Origin of the sequence: Streptomyces sp. NPDC090032 (assembly GCF_044748025.1) — a bacterium.
Lineage (GTDB): Bacteria > Actinomycetota > Actinomycetes > Streptomycetales > Streptomycetaceae > Streptomyces.
This window is the reverse complement of sequence record NZ_JBIVFF010000007.1, coordinates 322,035-341,093: the sequence shown is the minus strand read 5'-3', so window position 1 is coordinate 341,093 and position 19,059 is coordinate 322,035. Positions and strand designations below refer to the sequence as shown.

Annotated in this window: 21 protein-coding genes; 11 read left to right on the top strand and 10 right to left on the bottom strand. The window is 71.1% G+C overall.

Features of this window, described 5'->3' with window-relative positions:
• Positions 1-41: 41 nt before the first annotated feature.
• Positions 42-1,118: an ABC transporter ATP-binding protein gene (locus tag ACIPWY_RS19785; protein ID WP_393700852.1), complete on the bottom strand. Its 1,077-nt coding sequence runs from the start codon at positions 1,116-1,118 to the stop codon at positions 42-44.
• Positions 1,119-1,231: 113 nt separating this feature from the next.
• Between ACIPWY_RS19785 and ACIPWY_RS19780 the strand changes: the two genes are divergently transcribed.
• Together ACIPWY_RS19780 and ACIPWY_RS19775 are read left to right on the top strand one after the other, a co-directional pair.
• Positions 1,232-2,050: a FadR/GntR family transcriptional regulator gene (locus tag ACIPWY_RS19780; RefSeq protein ID WP_383884063.1), complete on the top strand. Its 819-nt coding sequence runs from the start codon at positions 1,232-1,234 to the stop codon at positions 2,048-2,050.
• The gene (locus tag ACIPWY_RS19775) at positions 2,004-2,810 is read left to right on the top strand and encodes a cache domain-containing protein (protein WP_401534079.1); all 807 of its coding nucleotides are present in this window, start codon (positions 2,004-2,006) and stop codon (positions 2,808-2,810) included. Before ACIPWY_RS19780 ends, ACIPWY_RS19775 begins: the two co-directional genes overlap by 47 nt.
• Before the next feature lie 26 nt (positions 2,811-2,836).
• Here the strand turns inward: ACIPWY_RS19775 and ACIPWY_RS19770 are convergent, their stop codons facing one another.
• The 7 genes from ACIPWY_RS19770 to ACIPWY_RS19740 all read right to left on the bottom strand — a co-directional run bounded on the left by ACIPWY_RS19770 (position 2,837) and on the right by ACIPWY_RS19740 (position 8,240).
• Positions 2,837-3,403 carry a GNAT family N-acetyltransferase gene (locus tag ACIPWY_RS19770; protein ID WP_362902948.1) on the bottom strand — a complete coding sequence of 189 codons (567 nt, stop codon included), beginning with the start codon at positions 3,401-3,403 and terminating at the stop codon, positions 2,837-2,839.
• Positions 3,404-3,445: 42 nt separating this feature from the next.
• Positions 3,446-4,285 (bottom strand): alpha/beta hydrolase, encoded by an 840-nt coding sequence (locus ACIPWY_RS19765; protein WP_362902946.1) that lies wholly within the window; start codon positions 4,283-4,285, stop codon positions 3,446-3,448.
• Positions 4,286-4,353: 68 nt separating this feature from the next.
• A complete protein-coding gene (locus tag ACIPWY_RS19760; RefSeq protein WP_401534076.1) occupies positions 4,354-5,214 on the bottom strand; it encodes an alpha/beta fold hydrolase in 861 nt (286 codons plus the stop codon).
• Positions 5,211-6,203 (bottom strand): alpha/beta hydrolase, encoded by a 993-nt coding sequence (locus tag ACIPWY_RS19755; protein ID WP_401534074.1) that lies wholly within the window; start codon positions 6,201-6,203, stop codon positions 5,211-5,213. The genes ACIPWY_RS19760 and ACIPWY_RS19755 overlap by 4 nt, the downstream gene beginning before the upstream one ends.
• A gap of 175 nt (positions 6,204-6,378) precedes the next feature.
• The gene (locus ACIPWY_RS19750; protein ID WP_362902940.1) at positions 6,379-7,023 is read right to left on the bottom strand and encodes a TetR/AcrR family transcriptional regulator; all 645 of its coding nucleotides are present in this window, start codon (positions 7,021-7,023) and stop codon (positions 6,379-6,381) included.
• A gap of 85 nt (positions 7,024-7,108) precedes the next feature.
• Complete coding sequence (locus ACIPWY_RS19745; protein ID WP_362902938.1) at positions 7,109-7,756, bottom strand: DUF1707 domain-containing protein; 648 nt, start codon at positions 7,754-7,756, stop codon at positions 7,109-7,111.
• A gap of 73 nt (positions 7,757-7,829) precedes the next feature.
• Positions 7,830-8,240 (bottom strand): RidA family protein, encoded by a 411-nt coding sequence (locus tag ACIPWY_RS19740; protein ID WP_393701173.1) that lies wholly within the window; start codon positions 8,238-8,240, stop codon positions 7,830-7,832.
• 176 nt (positions 8,241-8,416) lie between these two features.
• Here ACIPWY_RS19740 and ACIPWY_RS19735 point away from each other — a divergent pair, with 176 nt between their 5' ends.
• The 3 genes from ACIPWY_RS19735 (at position 8,417) to ACIPWY_RS19725 (ending at position 11,851) form a co-directional block, all read left to right on the top strand.
• Positions 8,417-10,912 (top strand): SpoIIE family protein phosphatase, encoded by a 2,496-nt coding sequence (locus ACIPWY_RS19735; protein ID WP_393700840.1) that lies wholly within the window; start codon positions 8,417-8,419, stop codon positions 10,910-10,912.
• Between the two features lie 68 nt (positions 10,913-10,980).
• Complete coding sequence (locus ACIPWY_RS19730) at positions 10,981-11,436, top strand: GNAT family N-acetyltransferase (RefSeq protein ID WP_401534071.1); 456 nt, start codon at positions 10,981-10,983, stop codon at positions 11,434-11,436.
• Between the two features lie 22 nt (positions 11,437-11,458).
• Positions 11,459-11,851, top strand: a complete 393-nt coding sequence (locus ACIPWY_RS19725) for a helix-turn-helix transcriptional regulator (protein ID WP_362902932.1) — start codon at positions 11,459-11,461, stop codon at positions 11,849-11,851.
• A gap of 108 nt (positions 11,852-11,959) precedes the next feature.
• Here the strand turns inward: ACIPWY_RS19725 and ACIPWY_RS19720 are convergent, their stop codons facing one another.
• Complete coding sequence (locus tag ACIPWY_RS19720) at positions 11,960-12,430, bottom strand: molybdopterin-dependent oxidoreductase (protein WP_362902930.1); 471 nt, start codon at positions 12,428-12,430, stop codon at positions 11,960-11,962.
• A 147-nt stretch (positions 12,431-12,577) separates the two neighbouring features.
• Between ACIPWY_RS19720 and ACIPWY_RS19715 the strand changes: the two genes are divergently transcribed.
• From ACIPWY_RS19715 to ACIPWY_RS19695, 5 genes are all read left to right on the top strand, one after another.
• Positions 12,578-12,964 (top strand): helix-turn-helix transcriptional regulator, encoded by a 387-nt coding sequence (locus ACIPWY_RS19715; RefSeq protein ID WP_362902928.1) that lies wholly within the window; start codon positions 12,578-12,580, stop codon positions 12,962-12,964.
• Positions 12,965-13,035: 71 nt separating this feature from the next.
• On the top strand, positions 13,036-13,866 hold the full coding sequence (gene modA, locus ACIPWY_RS19710) for a molybdate ABC transporter substrate-binding protein (protein ID WP_362902926.1): 831 nt from the start codon (positions 13,036-13,038) through the stop codon (positions 13,864-13,866).
• Positions 13,863-14,741 (top strand): molybdate ABC transporter permease subunit, encoded by an 879-nt coding sequence (gene modB, locus ACIPWY_RS19705; RefSeq protein WP_390018213.1) that lies wholly within the window; start codon positions 13,863-13,865, stop codon positions 14,739-14,741. Before modA ends, modB begins: the two co-directional genes overlap by 4 nt.
• Before the next feature lie 61 nt (positions 14,742-14,802).
• On the top strand, positions 14,803-15,894 hold the full coding sequence (locus ACIPWY_RS19700; protein WP_401534066.1) for an ABC transporter ATP-binding protein: 1,092 nt from the start codon (positions 14,803-14,805) through the stop codon (positions 15,892-15,894).
• A gap of 176 nt (positions 15,895-16,070) precedes the next feature.
• A complete protein-coding gene (locus tag ACIPWY_RS19695; protein ID WP_362902920.1) occupies positions 16,071-16,490 on the top strand; it encodes a TOBE domain-containing protein in 420 nt (139 codons plus the stop codon).
• 72 nt (positions 16,491-16,562) lie between these two features.
• On the opposite strand, the gene lpdA is transcribed toward ACIPWY_RS19695, so the two are convergent.
• Positions 16,563-17,972 carry a dihydrolipoyl dehydrogenase gene (gene lpdA, locus ACIPWY_RS19690; protein ID WP_393700830.1) on the bottom strand — a complete coding sequence of 470 codons (1,410 nt, stop codon included), beginning with the start codon at positions 17,970-17,972 and terminating at the stop codon, positions 16,563-16,565.
• Positions 17,973-18,142: 170 nt separating this feature from the next.
• Between lpdA and ACIPWY_RS19685 the strand changes: the two genes are divergently transcribed.
• The gene (locus ACIPWY_RS19685; protein ID WP_401534063.1) at positions 18,143-18,790 is read left to right on the top strand and encodes a CatB-related O-acetyltransferase; all 648 of its coding nucleotides are present in this window, start codon (positions 18,143-18,145) and stop codon (positions 18,788-18,790) included.
• Positions 18,791-19,059 lie beyond the last annotated feature (269 nt).

Below are 19,059 nucleotides of genomic sequence, written 5' to 3'. Positions count from 1 at the left end.
GTGAGGGGACGGGCGGGCAGGCGGTAACGATCGTGCGGGGTCTACGGCGATACGTGCTTGCCAGGAGCGAGTGCGGCAGATGGCCAACCGGGGTCAGGAACCTGGAAGTTGTGCCGCCGGTGCCACTGCAGTCTGACCCGGGAGCCGCGCAGGGCGGCCACGTCCTCGGACGAGGTCTCCAGGTTCTGCTGGAGGGCGGTGAGCCGGCCTCCGGCGTCGAGGTCGACGAGGAACCGGGTCGCGTCCCCCAGATAGACGACCTCCGCTACGGTGCCGGTCGCGCTCGCGTGTTCCGGCTCGGCGGCGGCCGATTCCTTGAGCACGTGGATCTTCTCCGGGCGGATGCTGTACGTCGCCCGGTCCCCCACGACCTGCTCCGCCGCGTCGCCGGAGAGCAGGTTCGAGGTGCCGACGAACCCCGCGACGAAGGGGGTGGCGGGACGCTCGTATATCTGGGCCGGGGTGCCGACCTGTTCGACGCGGCCCTGGTTGAAGACCGCGATGCGGTCGCTCATCGTCAGCGCCTCCTCCTGGTCGTGCGTGACGAAGACGAAGGTGATGCCGATCTCGCGCTGGATCGCCTTGAGTTCGACCTGCATCTGCTCGCGGAGCTTGAGGTCGAGGGCGCCCAGCGGCTCGTCGAGGAGCAACACCTTCGGGCGGCCGACGAGGGCGCGGGCCAGGGCCACGCGCTGACGCTGGCCGCCGGACAGCTGGGAGGGCCGGCGCCCGCCGAAGCCTTCGAGCTGCACGCTCGCCAGGGCCTGCCTGGCCCGCTCGCGGCGCTCGGCCTTGGGCACCTTGCGGACCTTGAGGCTGTAGGCGACGTTCTGCTCCAGGGTCATGTGCGGGAACAGGGCGTAGTCCTGGAAGACGGTGTGCACGTCGCGCTCGAAGGGGGCCCGGCGGGTGACGTCGGCGCCCGCGAGCTCGATGGTCCCGGCGCTCGGGGCCTCGAAGCCCGCGATCATCCGGAGCACGGTGGTCTTGCCCGAGCCGGACGGCCCCAGCATCGAGAAGAACTCACCGTCCGCGATCTCCAGGTCGACCCCGGCCACGGCCTCCGTCCTGCCGAAGGACTTGCGCAGGTTCTGCAGGCGGACGGCCATTCCCTCCATGGGCGGGAACCTTTCTGGTGCTGTCGGGAGTTGCCGGTAAACATATGAAGCCATAGTTCTAATTTCAAGGCCCCGCTAAGGTAAAGGCTGCGTCAAGTGGCAAGGTGGTGACCGTGAACCGAGACAAAACCGGCGTCCGAAGAGCCGTCTTCACACCCGTCGACACGCTCGCCCGCGTGGACGCCGTGGTGCGGCGGCTCGGTGACGCCATCGACCTCGGGCTGCTCGCCGACGGAGAGCAGCTGCCCGGCGAGAGCGACCTCGCCGCCCAGCTCGGCGTCTCCACGGTGACCCTGCGCGAGGCCCTCATGGCGCTGCGGCAGCGCGGCCTGGTCACGACCCGCAGGGGCCGCGGCGGGGGCAGCTTCGTCACCGTCCCCGACGGCCCCGCCGAGGACCGGCTCCTGGCCCGCCTCGCCGACTGGAGCACCGAGGAACTGCGCGATCTCGCCGACCACTGGGCCGCCGTCTCCGGTGCCGCCGCCCGCCTCGCGGCCCGCCGAACGGAGCCCGCCGATCTGCGGCAACTGCAGAGGTCTTTGGGAGAGTTGATGGACGCCAAGGACTCGGGAACGCGCAGCCGCGTCTACGGTCGCTTCCATGTCGAGCTGGCAGCCGCCGCCCAGTCGGCCCGTCTGACCAGGGAAGAAGTCACTCTGCAGACCGAAGTCGGGGCGCTGCTACGGCTGGTGCTGCACGACGACGGACTGCTCGCGGACGCCGCGGACCGTCACCGCGCCGTGATCTCGGCCGTGCATGATGGGGCGGACGAGCGTGCCAGGGCCCTGGCCGAACAGTGTGTGCAGACCTCCATGGCGCGCCTGATCGAACTCCGCCTCGGCCCGGCCGGCGGCGCGAGCGGTCCCCGTCCGAAGGAGGCCCCCGATGGGCAGCAACCCCCGTCCCGCACACGCCGGATCGGCGCTGCTTGACGATCTGCCGGCAGTCGACGCGGCCGCCCGCGTCCGCGACGCGCTCGAAGGGGTCTTCGACGCCGTCGGCGCCACCGCCGCGGACATCGAGTCGGTACTCTCCTCCGTCGCCACCGAGGGCCGTCGGCCGGCCACGGACGACCTGACCGCACTCCGCCCCGGGCTGCACAACCGGCTCGACCGCTACGACCTGGTCTCGGGGATCGGCTTCGTCGCGGCGCCCGGCCTCCTCGACGGCGTACCCGCATGGCTGGAGTGGTGGCAGCGGACCGCCGACGGATCCGTGCAGCCACTGCTGCTCGACCTGGACCCGCAGCGCTCCGCGTACTCGGACTACACCCACTGGGACTGGTTCACGCTGCCCCGCGACACCGGACAGCGGGCCGTCGCGGGCCCCTACGTCGACTACCTCTGCTCCGACGAGTACAGCCTCACGCTCTCCGCGCCGGTGACGGTCAGGGGCCGCTTCATGGGGGTGGCCGCCGCCGACGTCTACCTGCGGCGTTTCGAGTCCGTCGTCATGCCGCTGCTCCAGCGCCTTGCCGGGCCCGCCCGCCTGGTGAACGCGCGCGGCCGCGTCGCCGCCTCCACGGACCCCCACCACCTCGTCGGCTCTCTCACCAAGGGCCCCGACTTCGCGGCGGCACTGGCCGGACCGGCGCAGGGCACGGACCACGACGGGCTGCGCCTGCTGCCCTGCGACGGCGTCCCGCTGATCCTGGCCACGACACCGCCGACGCCCTCTGCCATGCAGTCGTGAGCCTGTCCCCTCAGGAACCTGTTCCCTCAGGCGACACCCGGCCGTCGAGCCGCCGCCGCGACGGCGCTGTAGGCACGGCCGTCCACCACGTACTCACCCAGGGGTGTCATGCCGAACCCGTCCACGTGGACCCGCCAGGAGGGCCGGTTCGTCGACTCGATGAACGCGACCACCGCGTCGGCCCGCGCCGAGGCCGCCTCGACGGCCATGGTGAACAGGCCACGTGCCACGCCACGCCCCCGGTAGGCCGCGTCGACGACCACGGGCCCGTAGAGCAGCCAGCGCACCTCGCTGAGCGGACGGCCGTCCCAGCGCAGCGAGTCCTGCGCCGCGAGCAGGCCCACGACCGGTGGCGGCGGTGCGGCCAGGTCGTCGGGGCCGGAGAGCGCGAGGAGACCCGCGACCTGTCCCTCGTCGTCGGCGACCAGCAGGGTCCCGGCGGCGGCCATGACGCGGAGTGTGGCGGCGTCGAAGCCCCCTTGTACGAAGCCCTGTTCGTCCCGCTGCTCTTGCGTCAGGCTGTCGCGGTGGTTGGCGGCGAAGAGCGCGGCCGTGGCGGGGGCATCGGCCTCGGTCGCCCAGCGATAGATCATGGAACGATCCTGGCACGTCGGGCATGTCGAACATGACATCGACTACCCCAGGAACGAGACCACCGTCTGTGTGAAGCGATGCGGGTCGTCGACCCACGGGAAGTGGCCCGCGCCTTCCTGGACGACCAGTTCGGCGTGCGGCAGCAGCTCCGCGACAGCGGCGGCGACCCGGGGCAGCGGGCCACCGTCCCGCTCGCCCGCCAGGACCAGGACCCGCGCGTCCCAGCCGGCGAGGGCGGCACGGGCCGCGTCGGGGTCGAAGGCTCCGGCGGACGCGTAGGCGTCAGCCGCCTCCTCGTTGGTCTGCTCGACCTCTCCGGCGGCGTGCGCCTCGGAGGCCGCGTCCCAGCGCCCGTAGAAGAACGGGACCGCCGCGTCGAAGTCGTCGTCGGTCGCGGTGCCGTCCCACACCCGTCCGAACGCGTCGCGCGCGGCAGCGAACCACGGTTCGGCCGTGCGCAGGGCGGCCGCCTCGAACCGATGCTCCGTGGTGAACTCGACACCGAGGGCCCGTGCGCGGGCGGTGACCATCGTGAGGGTGCGGACGCGCTCGGGGTACCTGGCCGCGTAGAGCAGGGCGAGGTCCCCGGCCGCCGAGTGCGCGAGCAGATCGACGCTCCCCAGGCCGAGTTGGACGCGGAGCGCTTCGACGTCGTCGACCTGCCGGTCGCAGCGGTACGTGGACGGGTCCGCCGGGACGTCGGAGTCGCCGGTGCCGCGCAGATCGAGCAGCACCAGCCGGCGCCTCTTCGCCAGCCCGCCCAGGTCGCCGAGGTAGGCGGAGGCACGCATGGGCCCGCCGGGCAGGCAGATCAAGGGCTCGCCTTCCCCCACTACGTGGTAGGCGAGCCGGGTTCCGTCGGGTGCGGTGAAGGCGGGCATGGCGTCATCCTCGGGTCCGCGCGCCGATCATGGCAAGCGGACGGCCGCCCGCTGGACGAGGTCGCGAGTCACTGGCGGGGATCCGGATCGGGTACGCGCATGAACTCCCTTACGACTGAAGCAAGTTCGGCCGACCGGTCCAAGGGGATGAGGGTGTAGGTGTCCCCGATCTCGACCAGCTGTCCGTGCGGGAACAGTTCGGCGAGGCGCCGGCCGTGGGCGGGCGGCATCACGCGGTCCTCGCGGGCCCAGACGACGAGCGCGGGGCGGTCGAATTCCGGCAGGCGCTCCGCCGCCCCGAGCAGGACGCGCCGGTCGGCGAAGACAGCGCGCAGCATCCGTACGGCGTCGCGGCGGATCTCCGGCCGCGTGATGACCGGCCTCATCCACCGGCCTGTCGTGGCGCCACCCCGTTTGGTCAGCCACCCGAACGCGACGGGCGACCGCCGCACGGCGCCGAGCCGCATCTGCTGCATGAACAGCCCGAACATCCGCGGCGACAGTTTCCCCGCGAGAGCGAGCGTCCTGCCGGTCAGCCCGGGTGGCAGGTTGTCGAACGTCTCGCACGAGACGAGCACCACGCGCCCCACACGGTCGGCGGCGCCCTCGGAGACGACCAGTTGGACGAGCGCTCCGCCGGTGTCGTTGCCGACGAGGGTGACGTCGCGCAGGTCCAGACGGTCGAGGAACTCGGTCACGAGCCGGGCGACCCCGGGCAGCGACAGGTCGGCATCGTCGCGCATCGCGCGGCGGTGTGCACCCAGGGGCAGAGTCGGCGCCACGCACCGGTGTTCGCGGGCCAGTTCCGCGATCGGCCCGTCCCAGAGCGAGGCGTCCATCATCAAGCCGTGCAGAAAGACGACCGTGGGACCGGCGGCGCCTGTTTCCTCGTACTCGATGGTCCCTGCGGACAGCTCGATCTCCCTCATGACCGGCTCCGAGCCGCGGGATCGGCGGTCGCGGCGGCAGCAAGACCGGCGGGCGCATGGCCGGCGGGCGCATGGCCGGCGGGCGCCTCATCCGACAAGTGGCGCCGTAGAAAAGCGAGTTCAGCCTCGACGGCTGGTTCGTGTGCCTCCATGAAGGGCGCGTAGTGGCCTCCTGGCAGGTGAACCACCTCGGCCTGCGGTGCCCGCCGTGCCGCGTCGACAGCCGGCCCCGGCAGGGCGGACCGGTCCTCGTCGCACACGACGATCAGCAGCGGACACTGCGCCTTGGACACCTGGCGGCCCGGCCGGTAGAAGCTGAGGATCAGCGCCGAGCGGGCGGCGACCTCCTGCTGCCACTCCGGGTAGCGGTTCCCGGGATTGAGCGCCCGGTCCCCGTCGTTGCCGTCGGGCGTGGTGAGCATCGCCACCGTCCCGGGCGGACCGGCGAGCGCCATCAGCAAGGGCTTACGGCCGAACAGGCCACCGGCAGCGTCGATCAGGCCCCTGACGGTGAGCCGCAGCATGCCCCACGGCGTCTGATACGTCATCGCCTTGCGCGACGCCGCCAGACCGTCGGCCAGCGGTGTCTGCGCGATCGCCGCCGCCAACTGCGGTGCGCGCGCCGCGACTTCGAAGACGTGACCACCCGACGCCGAGAACCCCCAGGCCGCGACCCGGGCGGGGTCGACCTCCGGCAGGGTAGCGGCGCACTCGATCGCGGCCCGCCAGTCGGCGAGTTGCTCCTTGATGTTCAGGATCTGGCGCGGCGCGCCCCCGCTTTCGCCGAGGCGCCGGTAGTCGAAGGCCAGGACGCTGAAGCCGGCGGCGTGGAAGCGCGCGGCGAACGGGTCGGTGCCCGGCTCCTCGGTCACCCCGCCGCCCGGCGCCATGACCACGCACGCGCCATTGGTCCCCGGGTAGTGCCACGCGGCGCAGTCGGTGCCGCCGCTGGGGAAACGGACTTTCTCCCGCTCCATGGACATCCGCATGACCGGCCTCCGAGTGGACCCACATGGATCCGAGTGGACGAGAAGCACCCTCACAAAAAGTGAACCATGTGGTTCGCAAACTGTCCACGGACCCCGGCCACGGGGTCCGGTCATGAAGTCCGGTCATGGGGTCCGGTCATGGGGTCCGGTCATGGGGTCCGGATTCCGAACGCGGTCACTCCCCCGCGGCCTCCTCCCGCTCCAGCGCGCGGGCCAGCGCCTCGAACCCGGCGGCGACACCCTCGGCGTCACCACTGGTGCGCGCGTCCACCAGAAAGCCCCGGAGCGTGGCGAGGACCATCTCGGCGACCTCGAGTTTGCGGCGGTCGGACCACTGGTCGGGGCACACGGACAGCAGCGTGGGCAGATACTGCTGCGACGCCTCACGGCCCAGCGCCGCATGGCGGTCGGGGTCGTACATCGCCAGCCCGATGGCCTGGTCGAGTACGCGCGCCTCCTCCCCCACGAGGATCGGCCAGACCGCGCGCACCCAGTCCGCGAGCGTCCTGCGGTCGTGGCCCTCGGTGGCGGCTGCCAGCGCCCTCGCGATGCGCCGCTCACGCAACTGGACGATCGCCTGCGTGAGCAGGTCGTCGGCCCCGTCGAAGTGGTACAGGAGCACCTTGTGCGTGGTGCCGGCCGCCCGCGCCGCACGCCGGAGCGAGAAGTCCACGAGCCCGTTGACCGCGAGGTCGTCGGTGACCAGGGCGAGGAGTTCCCGCCGCCGGGCCTCGCCGCGCGGCGACCCGGCCGAGCGCCGGTAGCCCACCCGTCCTGGCGGGCCGTCGTCGGCAGGGGTGTTCACATCGGCGGCTTCCATGACCGGTCCTCCTCGCGCAGCGAACGCTCGGGCCGACCATAGCCCCGGGATCGGACCATGATCCGTACGTCCCACAGGGTCCCGGTCAGCGAGGGAGCGCCGCCACGGGGCGCGGGCGCCGCAGCAGCCACTGCCAGAAGCCGCGGCGGGGCGGCCTGGGCGGCCGTATGGTGAGGCTGCCGTTGTGCACCTCGCCCGTCATCTGGATGCGCAGCCTGACCGGTGCCGCGGGTTCGGGCCGCGCCTGATGGCGCACGCTGCCGCCGCGTACGGCCACGTCGTCGACGCCGGCGACGACGTCCGGCGGCACCAGCAGCGTCACCGAACCGCTGCGCACCGCGACCTCGATCTCCAGGGTGGGCGCCGCGACGACGGCCTGGGTGAAGTCGAGAACGACGGAACCGCTCCTCGACTCGATCTCCAGACGCCTCGGGACCACCCAGTCGCCGTCCCGCTTCGCGCTCGCGCTGTCGACGACGATCCGCGACATGTCCTTCGGGGTGGCGGACGCCACCCCCGCGGCCCACGCGGGGCCGGTGTCCGGCAGGTCGGCGAGCAGGGCCGCCAGCTCACCGTGGGTACGGGCGGTCAGGGCGACTCCGAGCCGTTCGTCCAGCTCGTCCGCGGTCAGCCTGCCGTCACCGGCGGCGACGGTCAGCCGCTCCACGACCTGATCGCGTTCCTCGTGCGACGCACGCAGTTCGCGGCGGTCTGGCAGCATTTCACCGGGCATGGACGCACTCTAGTGGCGTGGCCGCCACCCATGGAACCGGCCCGAGCGGCCACCCGCGACCGGCCCGCCCCCGTCAGGAGTCCAGTACCGCCGCGACGCCCTCGATCTCCACGAGCTGGTCGTAGTACCCGAGCACCGTGACCCCCATCAATGTGCTGGGGACGTCGTGGTCGCCGAACGCGTCCCGCACGACCTCCCACGCGGTCACCAGATCCTCCTGGCGCGTGGACGCGACGAGGACGCGGGTGCTGATGACGTCGTCCAGCGTGGCACCGGACTCGGCGAGCGCCGTCCGCATGTTCTCCAGCGCCTTGGCCGCCTGACCGGCGTAATCACCGACGGCCGCCGTGGAGCCGTCCTCGTTCAGCGGACAGGCACCCGCGAGGAAGATCAACCGTGCTTCGGCGGGGGCCGTGGCCGCGTAGGCGTACTCGGCGACATCGGACAGCGAGGAGGAGCGGATCAGCGACACGGAGCGGGGCACGTGGATTCCCTTCGAAGCGGGCACGACGGGCGGCCATCCTCGCAAGGAACGCGGGGCGGGCGCCCCCGATTTTTCCGGCGTGGGCGCGCGCGGACGGCCAACAGGCGCCGTCATCCGCACACGAGGTGAAGAATGGAGGATAGGGAAAAGCAACTCTCAGGACGGAGCGGGGCGCCGTGGGGACGAGCGAGCACAGCGATGCCGCCGAGCAGCGCTTCGACGTGGCGGACGCCGCGCCGGTGCTGCTCGACGCACACGGGATGGTGTCCGGCTGGTCCGTCGGAGGCGGGCAGCTGCTGGGATACGCGGCCGCCGAGGTCGTGGGCCGGAAACTGACCGAACTGCTGCTGCCCGCGGACGCGGCCCGGATCCCCGCGATCGGCGAGCAGTGCAAGAGGGACGGGAGCTGGTCCGGGATCCTGACGGCGAGGCACCGCGACGGACACCCGGTCGCCCTGATGGTGCGCATCGCGGAGGCTCAGCTCGGCCCGGGGTCCGAGCGCTGGATCATGCTCGTGACGGACCTGGCGGGGGCGCAGGGATGGGCCATGAGCCGCTCCGTCCTCGAGCAGATGGCCACGCGCTCTCCCCTGGGGATCGCCATCGTGGACACGGACCTGCGGTACGTGTGGTCGAACGACGCGCTGGCGCAGTTCGGCGGCGGCCCGGCGCAGGAACGTATCGGACGCAGGCTGGCGGACATCCAGCCGGGGCTGGACTCCGAGCGGCTCGAAGCGAAGATGCGCCAGGTCCTGGAGACGGGCGAAACGGTCGTCGGATACGAGCAGGTGGGCCGCGTGCAGTCGGCCCCGCACCGTCAGTGCTGCCACGCCATGTCGTTCACACGGCTCCACGACGACAGCGGGCACCCGCTGGGCGTGTACTACACGGCCATGGACATCACCGAGCGCTATCTGGCCCGGCAGCGGCTCGCCCTCCTGAACCGGGCCGGCGAGCACATCGGCCGGAGTCTGGACGTCATGCAGACCGCGCAGGAACTGGCCGACGTGGCGGTGCCCGGGCTCGCGGACTTCGTCGCCGTGGATCTGCTGGATTCGGTGCTCGAAGGGGCCGAGCCGTTGCCGGGGCCGCCGAGCGACTCGGAGATGGTCACGCTGCGGCGCGCGGGCCACCGGTCGGTGCGGGAGGGCGTCCCCGAGACCATCATCCGCATCGGGCAGACGGCCCGCTACCGAGCGGAATCACCTCCCGTCCGTGTCCTGACCAGCGGCGAGTCCTGGTACGAGGAGCAGGTGGATCCCCGGGCCATGGACTGGACCGCCACCGACCTCGACCGCGCGGCGGCCTCCCTCGTGGAGCTCGGGCTGCACTCGATGATGATCGTGCCGATCCGCTCGCGTGGCATCACGATAGGTGTCACCAGCTTCTTCCGCCGCGACCGCCCGGACCCGTTCGACGAGAACGATCTGGCTCTCGCGGAGGAGTTCGTCGCCCGCGCCGCGATCTGCGTGGACAACGCCCGCCGCTACACACGCGAACGCGACGCCGCGCTGGTGCTTCAGCGGAGTCTGCTGCCCAGCCACCTGCCCGACCAGGACGCGGTGGACGTCACCGCCTGCTACCGGCCCGCGGACGAACTGACGGGCCTCGGCGGGGACTGGTTCGACGTCATCCCGCTGTCCGGTGCCCGGGTCGCCCTCGTCGTGGGCGACGTCCCCGGCCACGGCATCGACGGCGCCGCGGCCATGGGACGGCTGCGCACCGCGGTCCAGACCCTCGCCGATCTGGACCTCCCGCCGGAGGAGGTGCTCGCCCACCTCGACGACCTCGTCATCAGAGGCGCGCGCGAGGAGGACGCCCCCAGCGCGGTCCAGGCCGTGGGCTCCAGCTGTCTGTACGTGGTGTACGACCCGGTCAGCGGCCAGTGCGCCATGGCCAGCTCCGCGCATCCCCCGCCCGCGCTCGTCACCCCCGACGGCGCGGTCTCCTTCCCCGACCTTCCGATCGGGCCGGCGCTCGGGACGGGCGGCCTGCCCTTCGAGGCGGCCGAGTTCTGCCTGGCGGAGGGCTCCGAGCTCGCGCTGCACACCGACGGGCTGCTCGCCGTCGACCGACGGGAACCCGGCCGCGAGCCCGACCTCGACGCGGGCAGGGAACGCCTGCGCAACGTACTGGAGTTGCGCACCCCGTCCTTGGACGGCCGCTGCGTGGCCGTCGTCGACGCACTGGTTCCTTCGCGCCCGAACGACGATGTGGCCCTGCTGCTCGCCCGCACCCACCGCCTGGGCACCGGGCAGGTCGCCTCGTGGGACCTGGAGAGCGATCCGGCGGTCGTCGCCGAGGCACGCAAGAAGGTCACCCGACAGCTGGGCGATTGGGGCCTGGAGGAACTCGCCTTCACCACGGAGCTCGTCGTCAGCGAACTCGTCACCAACGCGATCCGGTACGCGTCCGGGCCGATCCGGCTGCGTCTGATCGTCGAGCGGGCACTGATCTGCGAGGTGTCCGACGCGGGCGCCAGCGCACCGCATCTGCGCCACCCCCGCACCACCGACGAGGGCGGGCGCGGCCTGTTTCTCGTCTCCCAGTTCTCCCAGCGCTGGGGAGCGCGCTACACCCTCGAAGGGAAAATCATCTGGGCCGAGCAGTCCCTCACCGGCGAACCGGCCCCGGAGATCGACGAACCGACCGCTGACGCTTCGACGCGCTGACGCCTCGACGCATTCCCTCCAGGACTAATGCAGTTGACGTTCCACGAGGCCCACGATTTCCTGCTGCGATGACTGAACTGCGCATGGAGAAGGTACGGGGCGACGCCCTGATCGAGGACTGGCGTCACGTCCACAACCTGATCATCCCTGCCGACCCGCTGTGCCTCGACGACGTACGTGAGCGGGTGGGGCGCAATCATCTGGAAGTCGCCTATCTCGGCGACACCCCCGTGGGCTGCACGACGGTGCGCCCGCCGACGAACGACACCGCCACGGCCACGGTGATCGCCCGGGTGCTCCCCGACCACCGCCGGCAGGGCTTCGGGGAAGTGCTCTACCGGCACGGCCTGAAGCACGCGCGCGCACTGGACGCAGCAGTCATCGAGACGGTCGTCCTCGCGTCCAACGTGGCCGGGGTGCGGTTCGCGGAGAAGCACGGATTCGTGGAAGTGGAGCGCTACGTGCTGCCGGAGGACCCCGCACTGTGGTTCACGATGCGGCTCGCCGAGAACGGGCTCACCTGAGGTTTCGTCTATCTTGGCGCGTATGCAGTCCTACACGATCGGCCAGGCCGCCCGGCTCCTCGGCGTGAGCCCGGACACCGCGCGCCGGTGGGCCGATGCGGGCAGAGTCGCCACCCATCGTGACGCGGGTGGGCGGCGCCTCGTCGACGGCAGGGACCTGGCCGCCCTCTCCGTCGAGATCGCCAGGACCGGCGTCGAGGACGACATCTCCTACACCTCCGCGCGCAACGCCTTCCCGGGCATCGTCACCGCCGTGAAGCTGGGCGATGTCGCGGCCCAGGTGGAGATCCAGGCGGGCCCTCACCGGCTGGTGTCGCTGCTCACCCGTGAGGCCGTGGAGGAGCTGGGACTTGAGGTCGGCGCGGAGGCCACCGCCCGCGTGAAGTCGACGAACGTGCACATCGACCGCGCCTGAACGCCTGCGGGCAGCGGCCGTCTCAGCAGGCTCAGGAGTCGCCGGCCGAAACGGCGCGGGAGTGCGCGGCCTCGGGAGGTCCGGGGTGCCGGTGGCGCTCGCGCCCTGTCACGCCCACGACGTGTAACGGCCGTCCACGCGGATCGCGTTGATGCCGCTGATGTGCCGGGCACCGCAGCGGTCCTGGGGAAGGACGAGCTGCGGTCCGGCCCGGTCGAGGGGCGTGTCGTCGATGGTGACGGCGAGCAGGACGGGGGCCTGCCCGAAGTCCGGGTCGATCTCCGCCCAGGACAGCAGGGCGTGATGGCCGTCGGCTCCGGTCACCGCGATCAGGAACCGCAGCCGGTCCTTGCGCCGGGCGGGGTCGAAGCCGGGTCCCGCGTCGTGCAGGACGTCGTGCAGCAGCGGGCCCTCGAAGCTGTGCTCCTGGGTGCCGCTGGTGGCGCACTCGAAGCTGACCCGGGCCGTGTGCTGCGGCCAGTCGAGCAGATCGGGCACCGTCAGCCGGGCCGGGCGCGCGACGTCGCCGGTCAGGGCGAGCTCTGCCACCGGACCGGCGGCCGTAAGAGATTGACGCACGGACTACCACCTCCCGAAGGACGGTACCCGGGCTACGGCATCAGCACTCTCATACAAACGCACATGCCCGCCCTATTCGCGCATGATCCAGCTCATGCGATGCAACAAGAGACTTCTCCCTCGCATCTGCGGCAGTATGATCCGTGCATGCGCACCTACCGGATCGGGGAGGCGGCCGCCTTGATGGGCGTCAGCGCCGACACCCTTCGGCGCTGGGTCGACAGTGGGAAGCTGCATGCCGAGCGTGACGAGCTGGGCCGCCGGATCATCCCCGGGCCGGACCTGGCGTCCTTCACTCGCGAGTTGCACCGCGCCGAGCGGACGAACAACGGATCCTCGGCGCGCAACCGGCTGTCCGGCATCGTCACCGAGGTGATCCTCGGGGATGTGTCGGCTCAGGTGGAGATCCAGGCCGGACCCTTCCGGGTGGTGGCCATGGTCAGCCGGGAGTCGGCCGAGCAGATGGAGCTGGAACCCGGTGTGCCTGCCGTCGCCGTGATCAAATCGACCAATGTGGTCGTCGAGAGTCCTTGAAGTGTCCGCCGGACGCTTCGCGGAGAATCAGCCCGATTCTCCTCAAGAGAGCCCTAGGGAGTAACCCCGTGATGACCCGTTACGCGCGCCGTACCCGCCGGACCCTGCAGGTGACCGGCATAGGCGTCGCCGCGCTGCTGGCGCTGAGCGCCTGTTCCTCCGGCTCGGACTCGTCGCCCAAGAAGGACTCCTCCGCCTCGGCGTCCAAGGACTCCTCCAAGAAGCTGACGGGCACGGTGACCGTCTTCGCGGCCGCCTCGCTCAAGGAGAGCTTCACGACCCTGGGCAAGGACTTCGAGAAGGCCCACCCAGGCACGAAGGTGACGTTCAGTTTCGGCGGCAGTGACACCCTCGCCGCCAGCATCACCGGCGGCGCGCCCGCCGACGTGTTCGCCGCCGCCAGCCCCAAGACGATGGCGATCGTGACGGACAAGAAGGACGCGTCCGGCGCCCCGTCCACGTTCGTGCGCAACCAGCTGGAGATCGCGACCCTGCCGGGCAACCCCGACAAGGTCGCCTCCCTCAAGGACCTCACCCAGTCCGACCTCAAGGTCGTGCTCTGCGACAAGACGGTGCCCTGTGGCGCCGCCGCGCAGAAGGCGCTGGACGCCAGCAAGCTGAAGCTCACCCCGGCCTCGTACGAGCAGGACGTCAAGAGCGCCCTGACGAAGGTGGAGTTGAAGGAGGCCGACGCCGCCGTCGTCTACAAGACCGACGTGAAGGCCGCGGGCAACAAGGTGGAGGGCGTGGAGTTCCCCGAGTCCGCCAAGGCCATCAACGACTACCCGATCGCTCTGCTGAAGGACGCGCCCAACGCCGAGGCGGCCAAGGAGTTCATCGCGCTCGTGCAGTCCCCCGAGGGCCAGAAGGTCCTGACGGCGGCCGGGTTCCTCAAGCCGTGACCGAGCTCGACAAGTCCAGCGCCGCGGCCGAGGTCCGCACGGGTGGCGACACCCGTGGGGCCGGGCCGCGGCGTCGGCGTCTGCGGGCGGGCACAGGGCGCGGCGTACCGCTGCCGCTTCTGCTGCCCGCGCTCGTCGGCCTCGCGTTCCTGCTGCTGCCCCTGATCGCCCTGCTCGTACGGGCCCCTTGGCGCGGCCTGCCGGAACAGCTCACCAGTACGGAGGTCTGGCAGGCCCTCCAGCTGTCGCTGATCTGCGCGACGGCGGCCACGGCGGTGAGCCTGGTCCTCGGGGTGCCGCTGGCCTGGCTGCTCGCCCGCACGGAGTTCCGCGGGCGCGGCCTCGTCCGGGCCCTGGTGACGCTGCCGCTCGTACTGCCGCCGGTGGTGGGCGGTGTGGCCCTGCTGCTGGCCCTGGGCCGCAACGGCGTCGTCGGGCAGCTGCTGGACTCGTGGTTCGGGATCACGCTGCCGTTCACCACGGCGGGGGTCGTGGTCGCGGAGTCGTTCGTGGCGATGCCGTTCCTCGTCATCAGTGTGGAGGGCACGCTGCGCGCCGCCGATCCGCGGTTCGAGGAGGCCGCCGCGACGCTGGGCGCCTCCCGTTTCACTGCGTTCCGCAGGGTGACGCTGCCGCTGATCATGCCGGGCATCGCCGCGGGTGCCGTTCTCGCCTGGGCCCGCGCGCTCGGCGAGTTCGGCGCGACCATCACGTTCGCGGGCAACTTCCCCGGCCGTACGCAGACCATGCCGCTGGCCGTGTACCTGGCGCTGCAGAACGACCCGGACGCCGCCATCGCCCTCAGCCTCGTGCTGCTCGCCGTGTCGATCGCGGTCCTCGCGGGGCTGCGGGACCGCTGGATGACGGCGTCATGACCGGCCCCGCCCGCCCCCTCACGGTCCTCGCCGGACCGTCCGACCACCGGATGACGACCTCATGACGCACATCGACCAGGTCGCCGGTGGCGCCCCCGCCGAAGGAACCCGCGCCGAAGGGCTGGATTCCCACCTCGTCGTAGACCGGGGCACCTTCCGTCTCGACGTCGCACTGAACGTCGCCCCTGGAGACGTCGTCGCGCTCCTCGGGCCCAACGGCGCCGGCAAGACCACCGCCCTGCGCGCCCTGGCCGGGCTCACGCCGCTCACGGGCGGTCATCTGCACCTCGACGGCGCCGCGTTGGACCGTACGGCGCCCGAGTCGCGGCCGGTCGGCGTGGTATTCCAGGACTACCTCCTCTTCCCCCACCTGAGCGCCCTGGACAACGTGGCCTTCGGACCGCGCTGCCACGGCGCGTCCAAGGCCGAGGCGCGCGAGCAGGCCGCGAAGTGGCTGGACCGCATGGGCCTCGCCGACCATCACGGGGCCAAGCCGCGACGGCTGTCCGGCGGTCAGGCCCAGCGCGTCGCCGTGGCCCGCGCGCTGGCCACCCACCCCCGGCTGCTGCTCCTCGACGAGCCGCTCGCCGCGCTCGACGCCCGCACCCGCCTCGACGTGCGCGCCCAACTCCGGCGCCACCTGGCCGACTTCGAGGCGGTCGCCGTGCTGGTCACCCACGACCCGCTCGACGCGATGGTGCTCGCCGACCGCCTCGTCGTCATAGAGCACGGCCGCGTCGTCCAGGAGGGCGCCCCCGGCAACATCGCCCGTCGTCCGCGTACGGACTACATCGCCCAGCTGGTCGGCCTCAACCTCTACAAAGGGCAGGCCGACGGGCACGTGGTGCGGGTCGACTCCGGGCCGGAGATCGCGACCAGCGAGGAGCTGTCGGGACCCGCTTTCGTGGCGTTCCCGCCGATCGCCGTGACCCTGTACCGGGACCGGCCCACGGGCGCCAGCGCCCGGAATCTGTGGCGCTGTCAGGTCGCCGGCCTCGAGACGCACGGGGACCAGATCCGCGCGGACCTGACGGGTGAACTCGAGCTCGCCGCCGACCTCACCACGGTCGCCGCCGCCGAACTGAACCTGCACCCGGGGGCCCCGGTCTGGGCCGCGGTCAAGGCGACGCAGACTCACGCGTATCCGGCCTGACGCGGCACCCGCGAGAACCGGTGGCGGAGTCGGCACCTCCGACCTGCCAGTCACTCACGCCACTTCACCTCTCAGATGCGATGGGCCTCACACACGGCCGTACCCGACCCGGCTACGGTGAGCCCTACGCAGGCCCAAAGCCTGACATTCCATACCATTTCTGTGAGGCGTTCCGTATGAGCCTGAGCATCCGCAATCAGCTTCCCGGCAGCGTTACGGGCATCACCGCGGGTGAAGCCATGGCGACGGTCAGGGTCCGCCTCGACGGCGGCCAGGACATCACCGCGGCGATCACCCTGGACGCCGTCAAGGACCTCGGCCTCGCCGAGGGATCCGCCGTACGCGCCCTGGTCAAGTCCACGGAGGTCTCCCTCGCCACCGGCACGGTCGGGGGCCTGTCCATCCGCAACCAGCTTCCCGGAACGGTCGACGACATCGCTACGGGCGGCGCCATGGCATCCGTCAAGGTCAGCGTCCCGGGCGGCGAGCTGACCTCCGCCATCACCAAGGACGCCGTCGCCGACCTGGCCCTGGCCCCCGGTACCTCCGTCGTGGCCCTGATCAAGTCGACGGAGGTCTCGCTCGCGACCGCGTGACGTCGGGCACCGATCGGGACCCGACCGAGGGAGCGTGGCCGCCGGAGGAGGCGCCGCCCGGACTGCCGGCCGTCACATGTTGATCATGTGTCCGGCCAGCCCGTGGACCGCCTCCTTCACGGCCTCGCCGAGTGTCGGGTGGGCGTGCACGTTGCGGGCCACTTCGTGGACGGTCAGGTCCCACTGCTGAGCCAGCGTCAACTCCGGGAGCAGTTCGGTGACTTCGGGGCCGATGAGGTGCGCGCCGAGCAGTTCGCCGTACCGGTTGTCGCTGATGAGCTTGACGAAGCCCGTCGGCTCACCGAGGCCGTGGGCCTTCCCGTTCGCGGAGAACGGGAACTTCGCCACCTTCACGTCGAAGCCGAGCTCGCGGGCCTGGGCCTCGGTCCAGCCGAAGCTGGCGATCTGCGGCTGGCAGTAGGTGGCGCGCGGGATCATGGTGAAGTCGACCTCCATGGTCTCCGCGCCGCCGATCGTCTCGGCGGCGATCACGGCCATGGCCTCCGCCGCGTGCGCCAGCATCAGCTTCGCGGTGACGTCGCCGATCGCGAAGAGGTGGGGCACGCTGGTGCGGCCCCGCCCGTCCACGTCGATCGCGCCGCGCTCGGTGAGCCGTACGCCGGTGTTCTCGAGCCCGTATCCGGTGGTCCGCGGCGCGAAGCCGATCGCCTGGAGGACCTTGTCGGCCTCGATCACACGCTGCTGCCCGTCCTTGGAGACGGTGACGCGCACCTTGGCCGCCGGATCGCTGTCGTCGATGGACTCCACCCGGGTCCCGGTGTGCACCTCGATGCCCAACTTACGGTACTGGCGGGAGAGTTCCTTGGACACGTCGGCGTCCTCGGTCGGCACCATCCGGTCCAGGAACTCGACGACGGTCACCTTGACGCCGTAGTTGTGCAGGACGTACGCGAACTCGACGCCGATCGCTCCGGCGCCCGCGATGACGATGGACTCGGGGAGCGTCTCGGAGAGGATCTGCTCCTCGTAGGTGACCACGCGGTTGCTCAGAGCCGTGCCCGGCAGGAGGCGGGTGGTGGCGCCGGTCGCGATGATGCAGTTCCCGAAGGTGAGGGTCTCGGTGCCACCGGCCGTGAGGTCGACCCGGAGCGTGTGGTCGTCGGTGAACGTGCCGCGCCCGTCGTACTCGGTGATGTCGTTCTTCTTCATCAGGTAGTGCACGCCCGCGACCCGGCCGTCGGCGACCTTGCGGCTGCGCCGGTAGGCCTCGCCGTAGTCGAAGCTGACCTCTCCGTCGACGTGGATGCCGAACGTAGAGGCCTGCTGCGTGAAGATGTGCGCGAGCTCGGCGTTGCGCAGGAGCGCCTTGGACGGGATGCAGCCCACGTTCAGGCAGACACCACCCCAGTACTTCTCCTCGACGACCGCCACGCGAAGTCCCAGCTGGGTGGCGCGCACGGCCGCGGTGTAGCCACCGGGCCCGGCGCCCAGGACGACGACGTCGTAGTGCGTGGTACTCATGGAGCGTTCCTGCCGTTTCGGTGAGACACGAGTATGGCCCTGACGGTATTGGCCCTGACGTGCACGACGGTACGTCCGAGACCCCGGCGCACGCACATACGCAACGCCCACGCCTCTGAGATCATGACCATCCGTCATCATCCCCTGCGGCGTAAGGAAGTTGATCTGTCATGTCGTTCGTGCCCGCCGATCCGACCGTGCTTCACCCCATGCCGGAGCAGTCGCGGGTCGTATTGCTCAAGCCGCTTGTCACCTCGCCGCTGATCGAGGTCGGCGAGTTCTCGTACTACGACGATCCCGGCGACCCGACCGCGTTCGAGACGCGCAACGTGCTGTACCACTACGGGCCGGAGAAGCTGGTCATCGGCAAGTTCTGCGCGCTGGGCGAGGGCGTGCGGTTCATCATGAACGGCGCCAACCACCGTATGGACGGCCCGTCGACGTTCCCCTTCCCCATCATGGGAGGTTCGTGGGCGGACCACTTCGATCTCATCAGCGGCCTGCCCGGCCGGGGTGACACGGTCGTCGGGAACGACGTGTGGTTCGGCTACCGCACCACGGTGATGCCCGGCGTGCGCATCGGACACGGGGCGATCATCGCCTCGGGTTCCGTCGTCGTCGACGACGTGCCCGACTACGGGATCGTGGGCGGCAATCCGGCGAAGCTCATCCGCCGCCGCTACTCCGACGACGACGTCGAGCGCCTGCTCGCCCTCGCCTGGTGGCACTGGCCCGCCGAGCACCTCACCGAGCACGTGCGCACCGTCATGTCCGGCTCCGTGGACGCCTTGGAGGCTGTGGCACCGAAGCCGATGTAGGTGGCGTGGCGGGTTCCTCGTCGAGCGCCTCCCGTGCGTGCGCCCCGTTCGGGTACCACGGTCCGCGCGACCCCGCAGTCACGGCGCCTGCGGGGTCGCGCCTTGCACTTGGTACACGCCAATGCCTTGACGCCACGATGGGCACTCCTTTAAATCAAGAAGTGAAGGAAGTGCCTCAAGTGGCCGCCGTCGGCGTTCACTTCCGGATACTTCGTTCGCTTCTTTGTCATGCACGCGACCCCCCACACGCCCCCCCACGTGAAGCGATG

What these genes read in the sequence shown, in the direction of transcription:
- ACIPWY_RS19785 (WP_393700852.1), bottom strand. Translation starts at nt 1,118, where the DNA reads ATGGAGGGAATGGCCGTCCGCCTGCAGAACCTGCGCAAGTCCTTCGGC.
- ACIPWY_RS19775 (WP_401534079.1), top strand. Translation starts at nt 2,004, where the DNA reads ATGGGCAGCAACCCCCGTCCCGCACACGCCGGATCGGCGCTGCTTGAC.
- ACIPWY_RS19770 (WP_362902948.1), bottom strand. Translation starts at nt 3,403, where the DNA reads ATGATCTATCGCTGGGCGACCGAGGCCGATGCCCCCGCCACGGCCGCG.
- ACIPWY_RS19765 (WP_362902946.1), bottom strand. Translation starts at nt 4,285, where the DNA reads ATGCCCGCCTTCACCGCACCCGACGGAACCCGGCTCGCCTACCACGTA.
- ACIPWY_RS19760 (WP_401534076.1), bottom strand. Translation starts at nt 5,214, where the DNA reads ATGAGGGAGATCGAGCTGTCCGCAGGGACCATCGAGTACGAGGAAACA.
- ACIPWY_RS19755 (WP_401534074.1), bottom strand. Translation starts at nt 6,203, where the DNA reads ATGCGGATGTCCATGGAGCGGGAGAAAGTCCGTTTCCCCAGCGGCGGC.
- ACIPWY_RS19750 (WP_362902940.1), bottom strand. Translation starts at nt 7,023, where the DNA reads ATGGAAGCCGCCGATGTGAACACCCCTGCCGACGACGGCCCGCCAGGA.
- ACIPWY_RS19745 (WP_362902938.1), bottom strand. Translation starts at nt 7,756, where the DNA reads ATGCCCGGTGAAATGCTGCCAGACCGCCGCGAACTGCGTGCGTCGCAC.
- ACIPWY_RS19730 (WP_401534071.1), top strand. Translation starts at nt 10,981, where the DNA reads ATGACTGAACTGCGCATGGAGAAGGTACGGGGCGACGCCCTGATCGAG.
- ACIPWY_RS19725 (WP_362902932.1), top strand. Translation starts at nt 11,459, where the DNA reads ATGCAGTCCTACACGATCGGCCAGGCCGCCCGGCTCCTCGGCGTGAGC.
- ACIPWY_RS19715 (WP_362902928.1), top strand. Translation starts at nt 12,578, where the DNA reads ATGCGCACCTACCGGATCGGGGAGGCGGCCGCCTTGATGGGCGTCAGC.
- modA (WP_362902926.1), top strand. Translation starts at nt 13,036, where the DNA reads ATGACCCGTTACGCGCGCCGTACCCGCCGGACCCTGCAGGTGACCGGC.
- ACIPWY_RS19700 (WP_401534066.1), top strand. Translation starts at nt 14,803, where the DNA reads ATGACGCACATCGACCAGGTCGCCGGTGGCGCCCCCGCCGAAGGAACC.
- ACIPWY_RS19695 (WP_362902920.1), top strand. Translation starts at nt 16,071, where the DNA reads ATGAGCCTGAGCATCCGCAATCAGCTTCCCGGCAGCGTTACGGGCATC.
- lpdA (WP_393700830.1), bottom strand. Translation starts at nt 17,972, where the DNA reads ATGAGTACCACGCACTACGACGTCGTCGTCCTGGGCGCCGGGCCCGGT.
- ACIPWY_RS19685 (WP_401534063.1), top strand. Translation starts at nt 18,143, where the DNA reads ATGTCGTTCGTGCCCGCCGATCCGACCGTGCTTCACCCCATGCCGGAG.